The 18465-nt window shown below is 63.1% G+C and carries 17 protein-coding genes and 1 tRNA gene; 7 read left to right on the top strand and 11 right to left on the bottom strand.

The genetic code is table 11. The features are described 5' to 3' along the window. Nucleotides 1-76: 76 nt before the first annotated feature. Nucleotides 77-1012, bottom strand: coding sequence for an AEC family transporter (locus tag AC3A6I_RS04345; protein ID WP_487541981.1), 936 nt, complete (start codon nucleotides 1010-1012; stop codon nucleotides 77-79). Nucleotides 1013-1141: 129 nt separating this feature from the next. Between AC3A6I_RS04345 and AC3A6I_RS04340 the strand changes: the two genes are divergently transcribed. The 4 genes from AC3A6I_RS04340 (at nucleotide 1142) to glpK (ending at nucleotide 4740) form a co-directional block, all read left to right on the top strand. After that, the gene (locus AC3A6I_RS04340) at nucleotides 1142-1435 is read left to right on the top strand and encodes a BrnT family toxin (RefSeq protein WP_487541979.1); all 294 of its coding nucleotides are present in this window, start codon (nucleotides 1142-1144) and stop codon (nucleotides 1433-1435) included. Then, complete coding sequence (locus tag AC3A6I_RS04335) at nucleotides 1428-1661, top strand: BrnA antitoxin family protein (protein ID WP_487541977.1); 234 nt, start codon at nucleotides 1428-1430, stop codon at nucleotides 1659-1661. Before AC3A6I_RS04340 ends, AC3A6I_RS04335 begins: the two co-directional genes overlap by 8 nt. Before the next feature lie 89 nt (nucleotides 1662-1750). Next, the gene (gene glpD / locus AC3A6I_RS04330; RefSeq protein ID WP_487541975.1) at nucleotides 1751-3253 is read left to right on the top strand and encodes a glycerol-3-phosphate dehydrogenase; all 1503 of its coding nucleotides are present in this window, start codon (nucleotides 1751-1753) and stop codon (nucleotides 3251-3253) included. Further along, complete coding sequence (gene glpK, locus AC3A6I_RS04325) at nucleotides 3250-4740, top strand: glycerol kinase GlpK (protein ID WP_487541973.1); 1491 nt, start codon at nucleotides 3250-3252, stop codon at nucleotides 4738-4740. Before glpD ends, glpK begins: the two co-directional genes overlap by 4 nt. A gap of 220 nt (nucleotides 4741-4960) precedes the next feature. Here glpK and yacG read toward each other — a convergent pair whose 3' ends face one another. The 8 genes from yacG to murA form a co-directional block, all read right to left on the bottom strand. Continuing rightward, on the bottom strand, nucleotides 4961-5167 hold the full coding sequence (gene yacG, locus AC3A6I_RS04320; RefSeq protein WP_487541971.1) for a DNA gyrase inhibitor YacG: 207 nt from the start codon (nucleotides 5165-5167) through the stop codon (nucleotides 4961-4963). A gap of 166 nt (nucleotides 5168-5333) precedes the next feature. Next, nucleotides 5334-5972, bottom strand: coding sequence for a Maf-like protein (locus tag AC3A6I_RS04315; RefSeq protein WP_487541969.1), 639 nt, complete (start codon nucleotides 5970-5972; stop codon nucleotides 5334-5336). 7 nt (nucleotides 5973-5979) lie between these two features. Next, nucleotides 5980-6198, bottom strand: coding sequence for a translation initiation factor IF-1 (infA, locus tag AC3A6I_RS04310; protein ID WP_035082742.1), 219 nt, complete (start codon nucleotides 6196-6198; stop codon nucleotides 5980-5982). 305 nt (nucleotides 6199-6503) lie between these two features. Then, nucleotides 6504-6803 carry a GIY-YIG nuclease family protein gene (locus tag AC3A6I_RS04305; protein ID WP_487541967.1) on the bottom strand — a complete coding sequence of 100 codons (300 nt, stop codon included), beginning with the start codon at nucleotides 6801-6803 and terminating at the stop codon, nucleotides 6504-6506. Between the two features lie 137 nt (nucleotides 6804-6940). Then, nucleotides 6941-7900, bottom strand: coding sequence for a UPF0262 family protein (locus AC3A6I_RS04300; protein WP_487541965.1), 960 nt, complete (start codon nucleotides 7898-7900; stop codon nucleotides 6941-6943). Next, nucleotides 7901-9193, bottom strand: a complete 1293-nt coding sequence (hisD, locus tag AC3A6I_RS04295; protein ID WP_487541963.1) for a histidinol dehydrogenase — start codon at nucleotides 9191-9193, stop codon at nucleotides 7901-7903. Beyond that, nucleotides 9193-9618, bottom strand: a complete 426-nt coding sequence (locus tag AC3A6I_RS04290; RefSeq protein WP_487541961.1) for a DUF2948 family protein — start codon at nucleotides 9616-9618, stop codon at nucleotides 9193-9195. Before AC3A6I_RS04290 ends, hisD begins: the two co-directional genes overlap by 1 nt. A 374-nt stretch (nucleotides 9619-9992) precedes the next feature. Then, a complete protein-coding gene (gene murA / locus AC3A6I_RS04285) occupies nucleotides 9993-11279 on the bottom strand; it encodes a UDP-N-acetylglucosamine 1-carboxyvinyltransferase (protein WP_487541960.1) in 1287 nt (428 codons plus the stop codon). A 451-nt stretch (nucleotides 11280-11730) separates the two neighbouring features. Here murA and AC3A6I_RS04280 point away from each other — a divergent pair. From AC3A6I_RS04280 to AC3A6I_RS04270, 3 genes are all read left to right on the top strand, one after another. Beyond that, a tRNA-Thr gene (locus AC3A6I_RS04280) sits at nucleotides 11731-11805 on the top strand. 91 nt (nucleotides 11806-11896) lie between these two features. Further along, nucleotides 11897-13519, top strand: a complete 1623-nt coding sequence (locus AC3A6I_RS04275; RefSeq protein WP_487541958.1) for a DUF6538 domain-containing protein — start codon at nucleotides 11897-11899, stop codon at nucleotides 13517-13519. A gap of 210 nt (nucleotides 13520-13729) precedes the next feature. Beyond that, nucleotides 13730-13858: a hypothetical protein gene (locus AC3A6I_RS04270; RefSeq protein WP_487541957.1), complete on the top strand. Its 129-nt coding sequence runs from the start codon at nucleotides 13730-13732 to the stop codon at nucleotides 13856-13858. A gap of 779 nt (nucleotides 13859-14637) precedes the next feature. On the opposite strand, the gene AC3A6I_RS04265 is transcribed toward AC3A6I_RS04270, so the two are convergent. Together AC3A6I_RS04265 and AC3A6I_RS04260 are read right to left on the bottom strand one after the other, a co-directional pair. After that, entirely contained in the window at nucleotides 14638-17088 is a 2451-nt protein-coding gene (locus AC3A6I_RS04265; RefSeq protein WP_487541955.1) for an AAA family ATPase, read from the bottom strand. 980 nt (nucleotides 17089-18068) lie between these two features. Beyond that, the gene (locus AC3A6I_RS04260; protein WP_487541953.1) at nucleotides 18069-18389 is read right to left on the bottom strand and encodes a hypothetical protein; all 321 of its coding nucleotides are present in this window, start codon (nucleotides 18387-18389) and stop codon (nucleotides 18069-18071) included. Nucleotides 18390-18465: the final 76 nt, after the last annotated feature.

Genomic DNA, 18465 nt, shown 5'->3' with positions numbered 1-18465 from the left:
ACAAGTGGAGGCCGCTGGTCTATCCGTATTCTTCTCCCCGTCGGGAAGAAGGTGGCGCGTAGCGCCGGATGAGGGGTCACAGCCCCAGAATGAACAGCCAGCCGCTGACGCTGACGATGCTCAGCACCGTGGTGATGAGCACGGTGTTCGCTGCCACATTCACTCCGCGATTGTAGTAGGTCGCAAAGACATAAGCATTGATGCCGGTGGGCATGGCGGCGAGCAGGACCCCGTAGCGGGCGAGTTCGTGATCGACCTTGAGGACGTGGATCAGCAGCACCCAGGCGATGAGCGGCTGGACCAGGAGCTTCAGGCCGGCCAGCGCCAGCGAGTGGGCCCAGCTCTCCGACAGCTTGTATTCGTTGAGCGCACCGCCCAGGCCGAACAGCGCCGCCGGGGTGACGGCGGCGGCCATCATGACGACGAAGGCCTCGACCGGCTCGGCCAGCTGGATGTGCATGAAGTTGAACGCGATGCCCAGCACGATGCCCCAGAGCAGCGGGTTGGAGACGATGCGGATGAGCGCCGTCCATAGCGCCTTGTGGAGCGGCGCGCCGTCGCGGCGCACCAGCTCCATGGTCAGCATGCCCAGCGTGATCAGCACCGAGGCGTGGAAGGCGATGATCGAGAAGGCGGTGACCAGCGCCGTCTCACCATAGGCACGCTGCATCACCGGCACGCCGATAAGGATGGTGTTGGTGAAATAGGCCGAAAAGCCCGAGGCAACGGCTTCGCCGGGGCGGCTGCCGAAGACCTTCGCGGCGATGATGATGCCGAGGATGAAGACGGTGATGGCGCCGGCATAGAAGGCGCCGATGACGCCCCAGTTGAACACGGACGAGAAATCCGAGGTCGCCATGGCGTTGAACAGCAGGCAGGGCGTCGCGAAATTGTTCACGAACATCACCAGCCCGCGTACCCCCTCCGTGGGGAACATGCGAAAGCGGACAGCGAGATAGCCGAGCGCCATGATCGCGAAGACCGGCAGGACGACGTTGAAAATGGCGAGCATGGGCAATCCGGCGGGACGATGTTCCGCTAGTGCACCCTGGGCACCAGCGGGTCAATCCGCATTAGGCTGGGGCTTGCGGTATGTACATAAATTGTGTACATATCAATGTCTCTGCTCGGGGGCGCGGGGATGGAGTTCGAGTGGGACGCCGACAAGCGACTGGCCAATATCGAAAAGCACGGCGTGGACTTTCGTATAGCGGCGCGGATCTTCGAAGGTCCGACGCTCGACCGGATTGATGATCGCCGCGACTATGGTGAGCGACGCCTCATCTCGATCGGCGCTTTCGATGTCGTTGTCTATGTGGTGATTCACACCCCGAGGCCCGGCGCAACGAGACTGATTTCGGCCTGGAAAGGTGGCAAACGTGAGCGAGAAACATATCGTACGCTATTCCCTGGACGAACTCCGGGAAATGCATGAGCGAAAAGACTACGTCCCCACTTCGAAAGAGGATTTGGCTGGCGAGGAAGAGCTGCCCGAGGGGTTCTGGGACGACGCAGTGGTCGTATACCCGCACGAGCGGCCCACCTCTGTTCATCTCAACCTCGAACCCGAGGTGTTCGCCTTCTTCAAGGCGCAGGGCAAGGGCCACATCACGCGCATGCAGAACGTGCTGAAGGCCTATGTGAAGGCACATAGCAGGTAATCCGTGCGCCGGGCTTGTGAAGCAATATGACGTTGATCGGGGTGGCTTTTCTCCCCTAGATCGGCACATCGCCACAGCAGGATCGCGCCATGCCCACCACCGCCCCCGTAGATGTTTTCGTCATCGGCGGCGGGGTGAACGGGACGGGCATCGCACGCGACGCCGTCGGCCGTGGCCATAGCGTGATGCTGGCCGAAATGCACGATCTCGCCTCGGGCACGTCGTCGGCGGCGACCAAGCTCGTGCATGGCGGGTTGCGCTATCTCGAGTATTACGAGTTCCGGCTGGTGCGCGAGGCGCTGATCGAGCGCGAGGTGCTGTGGGCTTCGGCGCCCCACATCATCCGGCCGCTGCGGTTCGTGCTGCCTTACGAGAAGAATCTCAGGCCGGCCTGGCTGCTGCGCATCGGGCTGTTCCTCTACGATCATCTCGGGGGCCGGAAGCTGCTGCCGGCAACGAAAACGCTCGACCTCAGGCAAGACGAGGCGGGCAAGCCGCTGAAGCCGGGTTTCACCACAGCATTCGAGTATTCGGACGGCTGGGTGGACGACGCGCGCCTGGTCGTGCTCAACGCGCGCGACGCGGCGGATCGCGGGGCAACAATCAAGGTGCGCACCAAGGTCATTTCGGCACGGCGCGAGAATGGGCTGTGGTCCATCGAGATGGTGGGTGAAGACGGCGAGCGGTCGACGGCGACGGCGCGGCTGCTGGTGAATGCTGCCGGGCCGTGGGTCGATACGGTGATCAACGAGACGCTGGGCCGAAACGACGTGCACCATGTGCGGCTGGTCAAGGGCAGCCATATCGTCGTGCACAAGCTCTACGACCATGACCGCTGCTATTTCTTCCAGAACGCCGACGGGCGGATTTTCTTCGCCATTCCCTATGAGAGCGACTTCACGCTGATCGGCACCACCGACCAGGATTTTGAGGGCGACCCGACCGCGGTGAAGATCAGCGACGCCGAGATCGACTACCTCTGTGCCGCGGCCAGCGAGTATTTCGCCAGGCCGGTGACGCGCGAGCAGATCGCCTGGACCTATTCCGGCGTGCGACCGCTGTTCGACGATGGCGCGAGCGCCGCGCAGGAGGCGACGCGCGATTATGTGCTGAAGACCGAGGGCGGCGAGAGCGAGGCCAAGCTGATCAACGTGTTCGGCGGCAAGCTGACCACGCACCGGCGGCTCAGCGAGCAGGTGGTCGACAAGATCGACGGCGTGATCGGGGCCAGGAAGCCACGCTGGACGGCCAAGGGCACCCTGCCCGGCGGCGATTTCCCGGCGACCGGGTTCGAGGAGCTGCTGAAACATCACGCGGCGCGCTATCCGGCGATCGAGGCCAAGGTGCTGCGGCGGCTCACCCGCGCCTATGGCACGCTGCTGCCGACCATCCTCAAGGGCGGAGAGCTGGGCATGAGCTTTGGCGGGAGCTTGACCCAGGCCGAAGTCGACTACCTGATGGACCATGAATGGGCCCGCACCGCCGAGGATGTCCTGTGGCGGCGCAGCAAGCAGGGCCTGCGGGTGACGACTGAGGAAAAGGCGAAACTGGCCGGATACATGGCCGGGCGCCTGACAAGGGAGAAGCAATGACGGCCAATATCCTCGCCATCGACCAGGGCACCACGTCGAGCCGGGCCATCGTATTCGATGGCAAGCAGCGGATCGCGGGGCTGGGGAAGATGGAGTTCACCCAGCATTTTCCGCAGGATGGCTGGGTGGAGCACGTGCCCGAGGAGATCTGGGCGACGACGCTGTGGTCGGCCAAGACCGCGCTGAAGAAGGCCGGGCTCGATGCCAAGGGCATCGCCGCGATCGGCATCACCAACCAGCGCGAGACCACCATCGTGTGGGACCGGGCAACCGGCAAGGCGATCTACAACGCCATCGTGTGGCAGGACCGGCGTACGGCCGATGTCTGCGTGAAGCTGAAGAAGGCCGGGCACGAGAAGCTGATCTCGAAAAAGACCGGACTGCTGCTCGACCCCTATTTCAGCGCCACCAAGCTGAGCTGGATCCTCGATCACGTGAAAGGCGCGCGCAAGCGGGCCGAGAAGGGCGAGCTCGCCTTCGGCACGGTGGACAGCTACCTGATCTGGCGGCTGACGGGCGGCAAGGTGCATGCGACCGATATCAGCAATGCCTCGCGCACGCTGCTGCTCAACATCAAGACCGGCCAGTGGGACGACGAGCTGCTGAAGCTGTTCCGCATCCCGCGCGCCGTCCTCCCCGAGGTGAAGGAGAACGCCGACGATTTCGGCGTGACCGAACCCGAGATTTTCGGTGTCTCGATTCCGATCCGCGGTTCGGCCGGCGACCAGCAGGCGGCGACGATCGGCCAGGCCTGTTTCACGCCGGGCATGCTGAAATCGACGTATGGGACCGGTTGTTTCGCCTTGCTCAACACCGGCAAGGACATGGTGAAGAGCAAGAACCGACTGCTCACCACCATCGCCTACCGCATCGACGGCGAGACCACCTATGCGCTCGAGGGCGCGATCTTCGTCGCCGGCGCGTCGGTGCAGTGGATGCGCGACATGCTGAAGCTGTTCGAGAACTCGGCCGACGCCGGAGCGCTCGCCGCCAAGGCCGACCCGACACAGAACGTCTATCTCGTGCCCGCCTTCGTGGGGCTGGGGGCGCCGTGGTGGGACACCGATGCGCGCGCCTCGCTCACCGGGCTCACCCGCAATACCGGCGCGGCGGAACTGGCGCGGGCGGCGCTCGAATCGGTGAGCTACCAGACGCGCGACCTGGTCGACGCCATGCGCAAGGACTGGAAGGGCGCGAGCGATACGGTGCTGCGCGTCGACGGCGGCATGGTGGCCTCGGACTTCACCATGCAGTTCCTCGCCGACATCCTGAACACGCCGGTCGACCGGCCGACGATTCTGGAGACGACCGCGCTGGGGGCGGCTTGGCTGGCTGGGTACAAAGCCGGTGTGTGGCCGGATCAGAAGGGCTTTGCGGAACGCTGGGCGCTGGACCGGCAGTTCAACCCGCGCATGGACGAGGCGACGCGCAAGCGGAAGGTCTCGGGCTGGCGGGATGCGGTGAAGCGGACGTTGAGCGGGGGTTAGGTTTTGGGCCTCACGCCGACCCCCTCTCTGCTGCGACTAACTCGCTGACGCTCGTAAGTCTCGCGTCTCCCCCGCCAAGGGGAGAGGGTGCGTCCCACATCCACCGGCACTTGCTGTGATCTTCTCCCCCTTGGCGGGGGAGAAAGCGAAAACTTAGGTTTAGCCCTTCGCTAAGCCTTAGTTTTCGCAAGAGAGGGGGTCGTTTCGGGCACCCACATCCCTACTCCTCCTCGTCCCCCGTATCCGTCGACACCGTCTCCGCCTCATCCTCGTCATCGCTCGCCGGGATGACATAACTCCCGCTCAGCCAGCGGTTCAGGTCGATGTCCTGGCAGCGCGGGGAGCAGAAGGGGTGGTTGGCCTGGCTCGAGGGCTTGCCGCAGATGGGGCAAGGCACGGTTTTCTTGAGCTTGATGATCTCGGCCATGGGAACGTCCTTCAGTGAGGCTGGTGCCTCGATCTTTCGAAGCCCACCGGCGTCATCCCCGCGAAAGCGGGGACCTCGGTTTGCTGCAGGCACCGAAAACAGAGGCTCCCGCTTTCGCGGGAATGACTCCGTGAGTGTGGCTGCATCGCGAGCCCGCGGCGACGGGCTAGACCGACGTGAGGCTCGACTGGTTGAGCCAGTTGAAATGTACCGGGTAGCCCTCGCCGGCGAGGAGCTGCACGGTTTCGAACAGCGGCAGGCCGACCACGGCGGAGTATGAGCCCTGCAGCTTCAGGACGAACGCGCCGGCAATGCCCTGGATGGCGTAGCCGCCGGCCTTGTCGCGCCACTCGGCGCTGGCGAGGTAGCTCTCCATCTCCTTGGCGGAGAGGCGCTTGAAGCGGAGCCGGGTCTCGACCAGGCGCTTGCGCATGGCGCCCGAGGTGGTGAGCATGGTGACGCCGGTGAACACGCGATGCGAGCGGCCCGAGAGGATGCGGAGGCACTCGGACGCCTCCTCCATGGTCTCAGCCTTGGGCAGGACGCGTCGGCCGACGGCAACGACCGTATCGGCGGCGAGCACCAGCGCGTTGCCGGCAATACCCGAGGTCTTGGCCTTGTGCAGGGCCGCGACGGCCTTCTCGTCGGCGAGGCGCTGCGCCAGCTTGCGCGGCAGCTCGTTCTTTTCCGGGGTCTCGTCGATATGGGCAGGAACCAGATGCTCGGGCTCGACGCCGATCTGGTTCAGGAGCGCCAACCGCCGCGGTGAAGCGGACGCGAGGATGAGCTCGGGACGGCTGGCCATGTGTGCCCTACTTGAAGCGGTAAGTGATCCGACCCTTGGTCAGGTCGTAGGGCGTCATTTCGCACAAGACCTTGTCACCGGCGAGCACGCGGATGCGGTTCTTGCGCATGCGGCCAGCGGTATGGGCGATGATCTCGTGTTCGTTCTCCAGCTTCACGCGGAAAGTCGCGTTGGGCAGCAGTTCGGTCACCACGCCCGGAAACTCGAGCACTTCTTCCTTAGCCATTCTCTCTCCTGAGATGGCCCCGTCAAAAGCGAAACTGGCAATGTCGGGGCTGAATTGGGCGGCAGCTATACTTCAAGCCATCCGCTTTGTGAACCACCCGGTGCGGGTGGCACAGGCGTTATGTGGGGATGGCGGCGCGATTTGCCAAATAGGTTGCAGCGGCGCCCGCGGAGAGGAAACGGAGGTTCCCGCTTTCGCGGGAATGACCCGGTGGGTTATCGCAGCATCGAGGTTGGCACCGAGCCAGCTCCAGACTCGATGTCATTCCCGCGAAAGCGGGAACCTCTGTTTCGCTATGTCGCCGCTCAAGTGAAAAGCGAGTCGTAAAGGTCCTCCCATTCAGGATTACCCTTCTCGATCAGCTCGATCTTCCACGCCCGCAGCCACTTCTTGATCTGCTTTTCGCGCCTGATCGCTCCATACGGGTCGTCGTGCTGCTCGAAATAGACCAGCCGATGCACGTGGTACTTCGACGAGAAGCCGGCAATGAGATCGGTGCGGTGGACGTAGATGCGCTCGGGCAGGTTGCCAGTGACGCCGGTGTAGATGGTCCCATATTTACGGCTGGCGAGCAGGTAAACGAAGAAGCGACCTGTGGTGCTCATGGCTCGTCCCGCAAACAGAGGTTCCCGCTTTCGCGGGAATGACCCGGTGGTTGTAGCACGACCGCAAGCGCCACAAACTCGATGTCATCCCCGCGAAAGCGGGGACCTCCGTTTTGCGATGCCGAAGCTCGCACCGTTCAAGCCGCCTTGGACTGCGCCACCAGTGTTTCCAGCTGTTCCCTCACCCGCTTCTGCAGCGTGTCGCGCAGGGTGCGGTAAGCGCTCAGCACCGCCTCGCGGTTGCCCTCGGTTTCGGTCGGGTCGGGCATGGGCCAGTGCTCGATGGCGCCGGCTTCGATGCCGCGGCTCGCGAAAGCCTCGGCGGCGTCGGGCGAAAGAGTGACGACGAGGTCGAAATGGTTGGCGATCAGTTCGTCCATCGTGTGTGGGGTGTGCACACTCATGTCGACGCCGATCTCCTCCATCACCTCTTCGACGAAGCCGTCGGCCTTGCCGGAGCGGACGCCGGCGGAGCGGACGATCAGCCGGCCGGGGAACTGCTTTCGCGCCAGCGCCGCGGCAATGGGTGAGCGCACGGAGTTCATCGAGCAGACGAAGAGCACGGTGGGCAGGTCCGACTCGCGCTCGTCGATGCGGCTCGCAAAGGGCTGCACAGCGCAGATCAGCGTGAACAGGCGCCGCGCGGTGTTGAGGTCCATCTCGAGCTTGTTGTCGAGCCGCGTGCGTAGGAGTTCGGCCGCGTCGTTGTGGAGGCCGCGCCGCGCCATGTCGACGGTTTCGATCTGGTAGGTCGAGCCGGTCTTGATGGCGTCGAAATAGCTGTCGCGGATGCGGAAATAGTCGCGGATCAGGCGGCGGAACGGGGTGAGCGAGAGATAATGCGCGGCGATCGGCTCATAGCTGTCGGGGTTGCGCACATCGAGCAGGATGTAGTTGCCGATGATCGAGACGTGCAGCGCGTAGGGGCCGGGGGCTTTCACCCGGGCCGGCTTGAAGACGTTCTGCTCGACGAGATCATAGATGGCGATGCGCCACTCGTGCACCTCGTCCGGATTGGTCGAGGTGATGGTCGAGGGGTCGAGCGTCACGGCGACGATACGATCGGACGGATCGAATTGTCGCGGGGTGAGCGCCATCTAGCGATTGAGCCTTATCGATACCGAGCGGCCATGCGCCTCGAGCCCCTCGGTGGCCGCCAGCGTCACCGCGGCGGATGAGAGCGCGGCGAGCGAGGCCGGATCGCAACCCAGCACCGAGGTGCGTTTCATGAAATCGAGCACCCCCAGGCCCGAAGCATAGCGGGCCGAACGGGCAGTGGGCAGCACGTGGTTGGAGCCGCCGACATAGTCGCCGATCGCCTCGGGCGTGTGGTGGCCGAGGAAAATGGCGCCGGCATTGCGGATTTTTGGCAGCAGCGCGCGTGGATCGTCCACCGCCAGCTCCACATGCTCCGAGGCGACGCGGTTGGCGAGCGCAACCGCTTCGTCGAGCGAAGCCACGGTGATCACCGCGCCGAATTCCTCCCAGCCCTCGCGGGTGATTTCCGCACGGGGCAGGAGTTCGATCTGGCGCCAGACCTCGTCCTCCACCAGATCGGCCAGCTGCTGGTCGGTGGTGACGAGGATGGACTGGGCCCCTGCCCCGTGCTCGGCCTGCGCGAGCAGATCGGCCGCGACCCAGGCGGGGTTGGCGGAACGATCGGCTATGACCAGCACTTCGGAGGGGCCGGCTATCATGTCGATGCCGACGGTGCCGAAGACCTGGCGCTTGGCGGCGGCGACGAAGGCGTTGCCGGGGCCGACGACCTTGCTGACCGGCGCGATGGTGGCCGTGCCATAGGCGAGCGCGCCGATCGCCTGCGCGCCGCCGACGCGATAGATTTCGGTGATGCCGGCGATCGATGCAGCGGCCAGCACCGCATCATTGGTTTCGCCGCGCGGGGTGGGCACGACCATGGCGACGCGGCTGGCGCCGGCGACCTTGGCCGGCACGGCGTTCATCAGCACCGAGGACGGATAGGCGGCAAGCCCGCCCGGCACGTAGATGCCGACGGCTTCGACCGGGGTCCAGATGGTGCCGAGGGTCACGCCGATGGCATCGGTGTAGATGTGATCGGCCGGCTTCTGCTTTTCGTGGTGCGCGCGGATGCGGTCATGCGCAAAGCTCAGCGCATCGAGTACGTCGGCAGGGGTGCGGGCGCGGGCCTCGGCGATCTCAGCCTCGGTGAAGCGCAGGGTTTCGGGCGTCAGCGCCAGCTTGTCGAAGCGCTCGGTGTACTCGAGCACCGCTGCGTCGCCGCGGGAGCGCACGTCGGCGAGGATGGCGGCGACGATGTTGCCCACTTCCTCCGAAGCTTCGCGCTTCGAATTGAGCAGCGTTTCGAAATCCTGGGCGAATCCGGTGTCCCGGCTGTCGAGCCTGACTGGCATCAGACGGTGTGCTCGGGCTTGAGCTTGGCGGCCCAGGCGGCCCCCAGATCCTGCAGGCGGGCTTCCAGAACTTCGACATCAAGACGTACTGCGCCGCCACCGGCGAAGGTCAGGTCGACAAAGCCGCCGGGCGCGGCCGTTTCGGTGAAGCGGACGGCAAGGAGTTCGAGCGCACCTTCGACGGCGTTGGGATCAAATCCGGAGGTCTTGACGCCCGTGACGCGCTCGAAATGCAGCGCGGCGCGCTTGCGCACGCCCTTCTTGTTGGAGCCGTCCTCCCAGGCGAAGCGGTTCATCAGCAGGGCGAAGCGCTGGTCGGCCTTGGCGTAGCCCATGTCGGGCACCCGCACGATAGCATCCTGGGTGGTGGCAGAAATGACGTCGAGGTCTTCGCTGTCGAGCGCCAGAAGCTTGAGGTCGGTCATTGATCGTAAAGGTCCGGAAACTGTTGGTTTGACCAGCAAAGTGGGGGCCCGGCCCCCGATCTACAAGGAAGCGCGGCGGGGGGCAATCGCGAAGGTGAAGCGAGCGGATTCTCCCCCGTTTACGGGGGAGGGGACCAGCGAAGCTGGTGGAGGGGGCGGCCACAAATGCCGGCGGGTGGGGTCGCCCCCCACTCGGGCGTGTTCAGCCTGGGTTGCTCTTAGGAGATGCCATTTTTGCGCGGAGTCATTCCCGCGAAAGCGGGAACCTCTGTTTTCGGTGCGCGCGATCAAACGGAGATCCCCGCTTCCGCGGGGATGACCCGGTGGGCAATTGCATCCGCGGTGACCCCTTCCCCGTCAAAGGGAGGATAACGTCACCCCGTAACGCGCTCGATCTCGGCGCCCACGGCGCTCAGCTTGTCTTCCAGCCGCTCGAAACCGCGATCGAGGTGGTAGATGCGGTTCACGACCGTCTCGCCGCGCGCCGCCAGCCCGGCGATGACCAGCGACACCGAGGCGCGCAGGTCCGTCGCCATCACCTGGGCGCCCTTCAGCTGCGGTACGCCGGTGACCGTCGCCACCTGACCCTCGACCTTGATGTCGGCGCCGAAGCGAGCCAGCTCGGCCACATGCATGTAGCGGTTCTCGAAAATGGTCTCGCGGATCTGCGACACCCCGTTGCCCATGGTCATCAGCGCCATGAACTGGGCCTGCAGGTCGGTCGGGAAGCCCGGGAAGGGCTGGGTTTCGACGTCAACAGCCTGGATGCCGTTGCCGTTGCGATACACACGAACGCCGTTCGTCTCGGGCGTGATGCGCACGCCGGCAGCGCCCAGCGTATCCAGCGCGGCCTGCAGGTGCTCGGGCCGGGCGTGCTTCAGCAGCACGTCGCCGCCGGCCATGGCAGCCGCCATGGCATAGGTGCCGGTCTCGATGCGGTCGGCGACCACTGTATGCGTAGTGCCGTGCAACTCGTCGACGCCCTCGATGGTGAGGGTACGGGTACCGATGCCCTCGATTTTCGCGCCCATCTTGACGAGGCACTCGGCGACGTCGGTCACCTCAGGCTCCATGGCGGCGTTCTCGATGACGGTGGTGCCCTTGGCGAGCGTCGCCGCCATCATCAGCACATGGGTCGCGCCGACGGTGACCTTGGGGAACACGACGCGGCCGCCGCGCAGGCCGCCCTTGGGGGCGCGGGCGACAACATAGCCCTCGTCGATATCGATCTCGGCGCCCAGTTCCTTGAGGCCGTAGAGGAAGAGATCCACCGGCCGGGTGCCGATGGCGCAGCCGCCGGGCAGCGATACGCGTGCCTCGTGCGCCCGCGCGAGCAGCGGCCCGATGACCCAGAAGCTCGCGCGCATGGTGGAGACGAGCTCGTAGGGCGCGGTGGTATCAACGATTTCGGCGGCCTCGAGCGTCATGCGCTGGCCCTCGAGGGTGGGCGCCTTGCGGCCGTGGACGGCGACATCGACGCCGTGATTCTCGAGGATCTTTTCGAGCTGCACCACATCGGCGAGCCGGGGCACGTTCTCGAGCACCAGCGGGTCCTTGGTCAGCAGCGAGGCGATCATCAGCGGCAGGGCCGCGTTCTTGGCGCCAGAGATCGGAATCTCGCCGTGAAGTTCGTTGCCGCCGACCAGACGAATGCGATCCATGTGACTTTCCCAACCAGGGGCTTTCGCCCCGCTTCGCGGCTGCCGAAAAGGACAGACCGCACCCTTGTTCTTGTCGCCTCGGCGAGGAGGCGGCCTAGCTATCCCGATCGGCGCCGGGCTTCGACGGAGCCCCTGCCCCATCCGCGTCCGGCGCATGCTTATCCGATTGTGGTTTACCGCCCGTTGCCGCCGTCCGCGCCCTCGCCTGCTCCTTGCGGCGCTTGAGGTTTTCACGGAGCTTTGCGGCCAATCTTTGCTCTCGGGTGTCGCTAGGCATGGGCTAGGTATGGGCGAGACTGGACGAGAACGGAAGCGCTGGCAGAAGTTCATGGCCCAACGCCGGTCCAACTGTGTCCCAAATGCAAGCTATTGGGTCTTGCACCGGCGGTTTCGGTGTGGCAGTAACCGCGCCACGCCGCCGGGGGCGTACGCCACCCGACCCCATGCGTATGCTGCAGTAGCTCAGTGGTAGAGCACTCCCTTGGTAAGGGAGAGGTCGAGAGTTCAATCCTCTCTTGCAGCACCATTCTACCTCATTGATATCTTTCAGACTCTTGATTTTTCTGGGGTCTCCCCCATTCTTACCCCTACATTGCCCCTACAAAACGACCCTGCAATTGGCCGGTAAGATCCGTTATCTCCTCTACGTCGATGGCCGCTACTACGCCCGCCGTGTAGTGCCTGCCGAACTCCGCAAAATTCTAGGGAAGCGGGAGTTGCAGGAACCCTTGGGTGCCGATAGACGCAAGGCAATCGAGCAGTTGCCCGTTGCGCTCGTTAGGATCAACGCGAAGTTCGATCATGCTCGGGCTGTCTTAGCAGGCGGCGAAGAGCAACTGAACGCAGAGCGAGTGGCTAGGTCGGCTCCTCTCCCACCGGCTGAACTAGCGGCATTGCACTACCAGGATCGTTTGGCGCTTGACCTGGCGTATCGCCAAGCCGGCCCTTCATGGGCCTCCATCGGCATCGACGACGTCTATGTTCGCGACCTGAGGCTTACCCTTGCGGGCAGGCTCTCGAACGCCGAGATCGAACGCGTGATTGGAGACGTTCTCGACCGCTACAGGCGCCGCGGTAACGTAGTGGCCACTCCCGGATCAGCGGAATGGAGAGAGATTGCACAGGTTGTTGCCGGTGCCGAGCTCGAGGCGTTGGAGCGCAGCGTTGAGCGGGACGAAGGCGCGGACCCCGCAACTCAGAGCCACCCCCCGCACTTGGTGCCCCGCGCAGAGGTAAACCCTACCTTTGAACCAAAGGAGCACGTGTCTCTTCGCGGGCTCCTGGAGGACCATCTAGGGGCGCTCGAGCGTGAAGGTCGTGGAAGCGCCGGGCGAAAGGCTTGGCCGAGAATTTTCGACGACCTGGTCGAGTTCTTGGCTGCGCATCGCGGCCTCAAGGGCAGTGCGCGCCGTTTAGCGGACGACGCACGCAGACTGACGGGCATGGAGCTGACCGCATGGCGCGACAAGAAGCTGGAAACGCTGGCCAGCAAGACGGTCAAGGACGTCTGGATGGCGGCGGTCAAGGCCACCCTTGGGCGTGCGGTCGAGGATCACAAGCTCGACGACAACCCCGCGGCGAAAGTGAAGGTTCGGTCAGCGCCTCGAGCAATCGTTCGACCTAAGGGCTACACGGACTCGGAAGCGGTTGCTGTGCTGAAGGCCGCGCGTCACTACACCCCAGCCGACCGTGAGAATCCGCAGACAATGGAGTCGAAGCACATCTCCTCGGCCAAGCGCTGGGGCCCATGGCTTTGCGCTTTCACGGGCGCGCGGATCGGTGAAATCATGCAGCTTAGAAAGTCCGACGTCCTCCAGGAAGGCGAGATACACTTCGTGCGGATCACCCCGGACGCGGGCTCCGTCAAGACTAGGGTCTATCGGGACGTGCCATTGCACCCACAGCTTATCGAGGAAGGCTTCCTGCGCTTCGTTGCACAAGCCGCCGCGGAGCCTCTCTTCTACGCCGCCGACGCGGACGTGAAGAAGCGACCCGCGCAGGTGTCATCCGGGCGATTGTCCACTTGGCTTAAGGAAGCGAAACTAACGCCGGAGGGCGTGCAGCCCAGCCACGCTTGGCGCCATCGCTTCAAGACCACGTCCCGCGACCTCGGCCTGGATCCCAGAGTAGTCGAGGCAATCCAAGGCCATGCGGGCAGGACGGCAGCAGACAACTATGGAGAAGTCTCACTTAAAGCGAAGGCAGCCGCCATTGGCAGGCTCCCGCCCTACGAGGTGTGAGAGCTGGCGCCACGCGCGCTTCGAATCCAGGTTCCCCAGCCAGCCGCCTTTTTTCAATGAAATCAATAACTTAGTCGCCGACCGGAACGGCCGATCGGAACGTCCTTTCGGTGCGTTTCACAGCGATCAGGACTGGCATAAGGTGCCCTCATCGGATTCGAGGAGGGGGCACCTTTGATCGAGTGCGGCGAGTTCGTCTTCAAGTGGCTGATGATCGGTGTAATCGTCGTGGCCGCAATCACGACGTTCGGCCCCAGTCTAGCGGCGGAGACCGGCGTCACGCCGACCAGCCCGCTCTACCACTATCAAGACCTCATAGGCGGCGCCCTCACCTCTTAGCCGTCGCACAGTTCTATCAGGGGACGATACCCTCGGCTTGGGCCCGCACCCGGACGGCACTAGCGACTTCGGCCATACCACCGACGCGCTTGATGGGTGGTCGCGGCGGGGGAAGGCTGGGGGACCGATGCTTAGCTAGGTTGCAGCTCGTCGTTGCCGGACCGTGCGCGGGCATTGACTCCAGTCAAGGTGAGACGGACTTATGATCTCCGAGAAGACGGGGAAGACTCATGGGTCGATCTGAGGGGCGAGTGGCAGAGGCCGAGTGCTTCGAGTGTGGCTACATCTACCCGAAGCCGGAGATGCACAAGCGGTGTAATAGAAAATACGGAACAATATTCTTGTGCGATGATTGCGTCGGTGGTTTTGATCGATCTGTTTTTTTCTCTGGGGTTTTTGACTTAGCAAACGCGATTTCTAGGTTAATCGGATTGGTCGTGATTGCCGGGCTGATATTGGCATTCTCTCAGACTGACACCGGGAAGGCGATTACGCGCGATGTCATGCGGTTTGTTGGCGACTTAACGCGGACGAATATCAACATTCGACTTGAGCAGCGCTGACGCGAAACGCCCGGACGGTGAGGTCCGGGCGCGGTGGTCCTCAACTCGTTCTGAGGGAGGCTGCTAACTCATCGGCAGCTCGGCGAGCAACTGCCGGGCAAGCGGCTTAACGGACATCCCGCCGAGCTGAGTGGCCTGCTCATATCGGCGCTGGCGCCGCGCTCACATTCTGCCACGTCCTGTCAGACCGCCTTCAGGTAACGTCGGATCACCTGTTCACGTCGGCTTGCTGACCAAGTTGAAGTTCACCGACATGCACTCGCATCGAAGGCTCTCCGGTCGGCCTCGAGGAGAAAGGTGGACCCATCCACCGCAATCGGGACATCGAAGTGTTTCTACCAGCTCTCGAAAGGCGCTGACTACCGGTTCAAAGTCCTTCTGCCCGAAGTTAGCCCAAGGGTTGAAGTGGACCGCCGGGTTTACCGCCCATTGCTCCACACCGGATGCTTGGCTGGCGGCGGCGAGTGCTGCCTTGCGGGCTGTGATGGCGGTCATCGCGGTTTCGTTAGCCCAGGACTGGGCAACGTTTGATGCCCGCCCGTAGAGTTCCTTGCTCCTACTCACCACTGCGGGCATGAGTTCCCCGAACTCGTATTTGCCATCGGCATGAAACGGAGGCCGAGCCGACAACTCGTCCGCCAGCACCCAGGCAACATACTCGAGGTGACGGCGAAGCGCTGCTGCTGCCGCCTCAACGTCGCCCTTCGCTAGCGCCGCGGAGATCTTCTCCCAAGCGTCTGAACCAGCTTCAACCATCGGACCGCTGTCCACGCTCCAGCCGAAAAGCACGAGCGACGTCTTTGCCGTCACCAGCCCTTCCGATCGCATCTGCTGAGCCCAGAGCCGGTCGTGGGTCGTGATGATGAACTGGGTGTCCGGGAACTGTGTCTTGAGCAGGCGGCAGAACTGTCGCCGGTGGTCCGAGTCGACGGACATCACCACATCGTCCAGCAAGGCGATGGTGAAGTCTCTACCGAACAGACGCTTCATCAGAGCGAGGTAGAGGCATACGCCCATCCCGTCCTGGTGGCCCTCGCTGTGGTATGCTGCCGGCGGGTATAGCCCACGTTCATAGAAGTTGACCTTTAGGTCCACCTTGCCTTCGCTTGGCCTCAGCTCTGCGGTGAAGGCCGACTCGTCATCACCATTGACCCTCCGGTAGAAGTCGCTGAACTCTGCCTCGATGTCTGCGTAGAGCGCGTTGAGTTCGTCCTCCATGGCTTGGCAGTATTCGTCGTAGGCGACCTTGGCGGCGGCGCTAGCGGCTTTGGCCGCCGCTTCGCTACGCTGTGCCGAGCGGTAGTCTTCCAAGCGCAGTTGAGCTGTGCTGAGGAAGGTCTGCGCCTCGACCGCAGCGGTTTGATCGGGCTTCGCCATAACGGTGCGCCGGAGAACCGATAAGCTATCGGCGAGAGCCGCTGGAACTGCGTGCCAGTCGGCCACGATCCGTTCCTTCAGACCTATGAGCCCGTCAAAGCTCTCGAGCTGGCTCCGAAGCGCTCCAAGTTCTTTTCCCCAGGCCGCCAGTGCAGCAAGGGTGCTGGTGTCTCCCTCACCCTTCGCGATCCGGTGGGCCTGGCGCATCAGGACGAGCACCCCATCGACCTGACTGGCTATCGCTGCGCCGTGACGAAGAAGCTGGTTCTGTAGGACGCCAGCGTCCTCCGATTTTGAAATCTTGCCCCTCAGGTGATCTAGGAGGTGCGTCTCGTCGGGCCATCGATGGTCGCATAGTGGACACTCAGCGCCGTCAACGAGCGCCAGGCCCTTCTCGATAAGCACCCGTCGCTGAAGCGAGGCTAGAAGTGCGGGATCACCCTCAAGGCGCGCAATACCGGAAAGGATCGCGCCGGCGTCACCCGCGACTACCGCTGCAATGTTCACGCTCACTTCGTCGAGCGCGGCCAGGTCGCGCAGCGCCGTCGTCTTGTTGAACGGTGGAGCGCCTTCTGTATCCGCTATGCCGGCGTCTAGCCGGGTTCCCTGATTGAAGTCCTCGATCGCCGCAAGCTGCAGAACGGCGCGATGCTTGTTGACGGCCTTCAGCAGGTCGGGAACGGCATTGGTCTCGATGCCCAGGTGGCGTTGCAGCGTCGAACGGGTGGAGTCGACCTGACCGGAGGCTACCTTCAAAGCGTTCCCCAGCTTGTTCTGGGCGCTATTGAGAGCGCTGCGGGTCTGTCCGATTTCCTCGAGCTTGAGGATCGTCTGAATCTCTTCTGAGCGCTTGCTTGGCTCGACGAGGATGAAACGGAGGATGTCCCGCCGCGCGAGGGTGATCTCGGGGTGCTCCGAGAGTTCATCGAATACCGCTTTCACGTCAGCGTCGTCCGGGACGATAGTCGGCTTCTTCGGCGAGGAGACCTTCCTCGTAATTGTCGCCGTCTTGTTGAGCGAAGGGATGAACGCTGTCAGTTGGACGTAGGCTGCGTCCGGGAAGTCCACCATATCCACATGCGGTCCATGTTGGGCCACGCTGAGCCCCTTGGTGCCGCGGCCACCGAGACGCCCAATGTCGCCCGTGATGCCGAACTCGATTGCATCGATTACTCCACTCTTGCCTGATCCGTTAGGGCCTGAGATCGCGAAGCTCGATTGACCGAACTCGATATCCAGCCGACGAATGCCGCGCACTTCCTCGATGTGTGCCGACACAAGCTTGATCACTTAACCACACCGCCACGCGGCATCGTGAAGACTTGAATGAAGTCCTCTGCTTTCGGTCGCTTTCCTCGAGCAAGGAGCGCACGCAACTCATCAACCTGAGTGGCATCGATACCCTCTCGCTCTGCGAGGGCAGTCAAGAACTTCTCGGAGATCTTCTGCTGAAGAGTTGCCATCTGCCATAACCGACCGATCCACTGAATGGGCAATCTAGCGCAGCATCAGATTACAGCAATCCAGAGCTATCGTCCGTGAAGCGAATGCGGTGCATCAGCGTGGTGTAACTGATCGGTCTCGGGCAACTCCGCATAGAACGAGCAGCGAACGGCACTTCTCCTTGCCAATCGTAGGACGAATCCGCCTTAGAGCCGCGATGTCACAAAGAACGTTTACACCTCCGAGCAGCGTCGACCTGACAAGGCGAGGATGGCTAGTAACCTGAGCGAAACCGCCAAGCATGCCGACCTCCCTACCAGGTTGTAAGCTTTGGAAGAGATCGAAGCTTCAGACGTTCAATCCAATACAAGACCATAGATGGTCGCCGAAGGCGACTGGCAAGGTCGAAAGGCCGGGCAGGTGAGCGAGGCGAGTAATCACTCGTAAACCGGCTGGGCAGAGACCTGTGGCGCACCTCGAAGCCTTCAATAAGATCTGCATATGGCAAGGTTCTCGAAGCAAGAAATAGACGCCGAACACCGTCGACGGCGCTCTGATGGGGAGCACAGTGAGGCTGTCGAACACGGACTGCAGATGGACGTCTGCATCCACTGTGGTCATCCCCTAGCTGTCCCTCTCGGGGATGGTGAAGAGGCGGGTTTGTGCGACAGTTGTCTCTCCCAGGATGACTAGCGTGATCGCTATCGCCCACCGCGCGTGCGAGTAGCCGGAACAGTGGCGCATTCGTAGCTGCCGACATCGCTCTAGCGACGTGGACCAAAGCGTCGAACGCTTCTGCCTCCAACTCGCCAATCGATGGGTTCCAATCAGCCAGTTGGGCGTGGTGCGGGTTTGAGAACGCTGCCAGCCGCGGCACCAGAGCCGTGCGAGCCGGTGTAGGTGCTTGGTCGGCTTTTCCATCCCAACCGAAACGTCGGATGGAACTTGCCCCACACTGAGCAATAGGTCCGAGCTGCCAACTCGGCCCTACGCGCATAGAAGTCGAATTCTATCCCGAGGCGCTGGATGGCCAGTTCGATGCGTAGCGGACCGGTATGCGAGCATACCCAGTTATTCGAGCAATCGCAGTCGATGACCTGATCGCGCTCGAGGATCTGCCGCAGCGTGCGGATCTCGAACGTGGGCACAGCTTCTCCTTGCAGGAATCTGCCTGGCGGCAGGAGAGTTTCGCTACTCTACGTCCAGATAGCGTAAGTAAGCGCT

This window comes from Devosia sp. Soil_C_22 (assembly GCF_057657195.1).
This window is presented reverse-complemented; position numbering and strand designations above follow the sequence as displayed.

Bases quoted from the DNA above. Each gene is read 5' to 3' on its own strand.
- AC3A6I_RS04305 (WP_487541967.1), bottom strand. From the start codon at position 6,803: ATGAGCACCACAGGTCGCTTCTTCGTTTACCTGCTCGCCAGCCGTAAA.
- yacG (WP_487541971.1), bottom strand. From the start codon at position 5,167: ATGGCCGAGATCATCAAGCTCAAGAAAACCGTGCCTTGCCCCATCTGC.
- glpK (WP_487541973.1), top strand. From the start codon at position 3,250: ATGACGGCCAATATCCTCGCCATCGACCAGGGCACCACGTCGAGCCGG.
- AC3A6I_RS04300 (WP_487541965.1), bottom strand. From the start codon at position 7,900: ATGGCGCTCACCCCGCGACAATTCGATCCGTCCGATCGTATCGTCGCC.
- AC3A6I_RS04335 (WP_487541977.1), top strand. From the start codon at position 1,428: ATGCATGAGCGAAAAGACTACGTCCCCACTTCGAAAGAGGATTTGGCT.
- glpD (WP_487541975.1), top strand. From the start codon at position 1,751: ATGCCCACCACCGCCCCCGTAGATGTTTTCGTCATCGGCGGCGGGGTG.
- AC3A6I_RS04315 (WP_487541969.1), bottom strand. From the start codon at position 5,972: ATGGCCAGCCGTCCCGAGCTCATCCTCGCGTCCGCTTCACCGCGGCGG.
- AC3A6I_RS04345 (WP_487541981.1), bottom strand. From the start codon at position 1,012: ATGCTCGCCATTTTCAACGTCGTCCTGCCGGTCTTCGCGATCATGGCG.
- infA (WP_035082742.1), bottom strand. From the start codon at position 6,198: ATGGCTAAGGAAGAAGTGCTCGAGTTTCCGGGCGTGGTGACCGAACTG.
- AC3A6I_RS04290 (WP_487541961.1), bottom strand. From the start codon at position 9,618: ATGACCGACCTCAAGCTTCTGGCGCTCGACAGCGAAGACCTCGACGTC.
- AC3A6I_RS04270 (WP_487541957.1), top strand. From the start codon at position 13,730: ATGATCGGTGTAATCGTCGTGGCCGCAATCACGACGTTCGGCCCCAGT.
- murA (WP_487541960.1), bottom strand. From the start codon at position 11,279: ATGGATCGCATTCGTCTGGTCGGCGGCAACGAACTTCACGGCGAGATT.
- AC3A6I_RS04340 (WP_487541979.1), top strand. From the start codon at position 1,142: ATGGAGTTCGAGTGGGACGCCGACAAGCGACTGGCCAATATCGAAAAG.
- hisD (WP_487541963.1), bottom strand. From the start codon at position 9,193: ATGCCAGTCAGGCTCGACAGCCGGGACACCGGATTCGCCCAGGATTTC.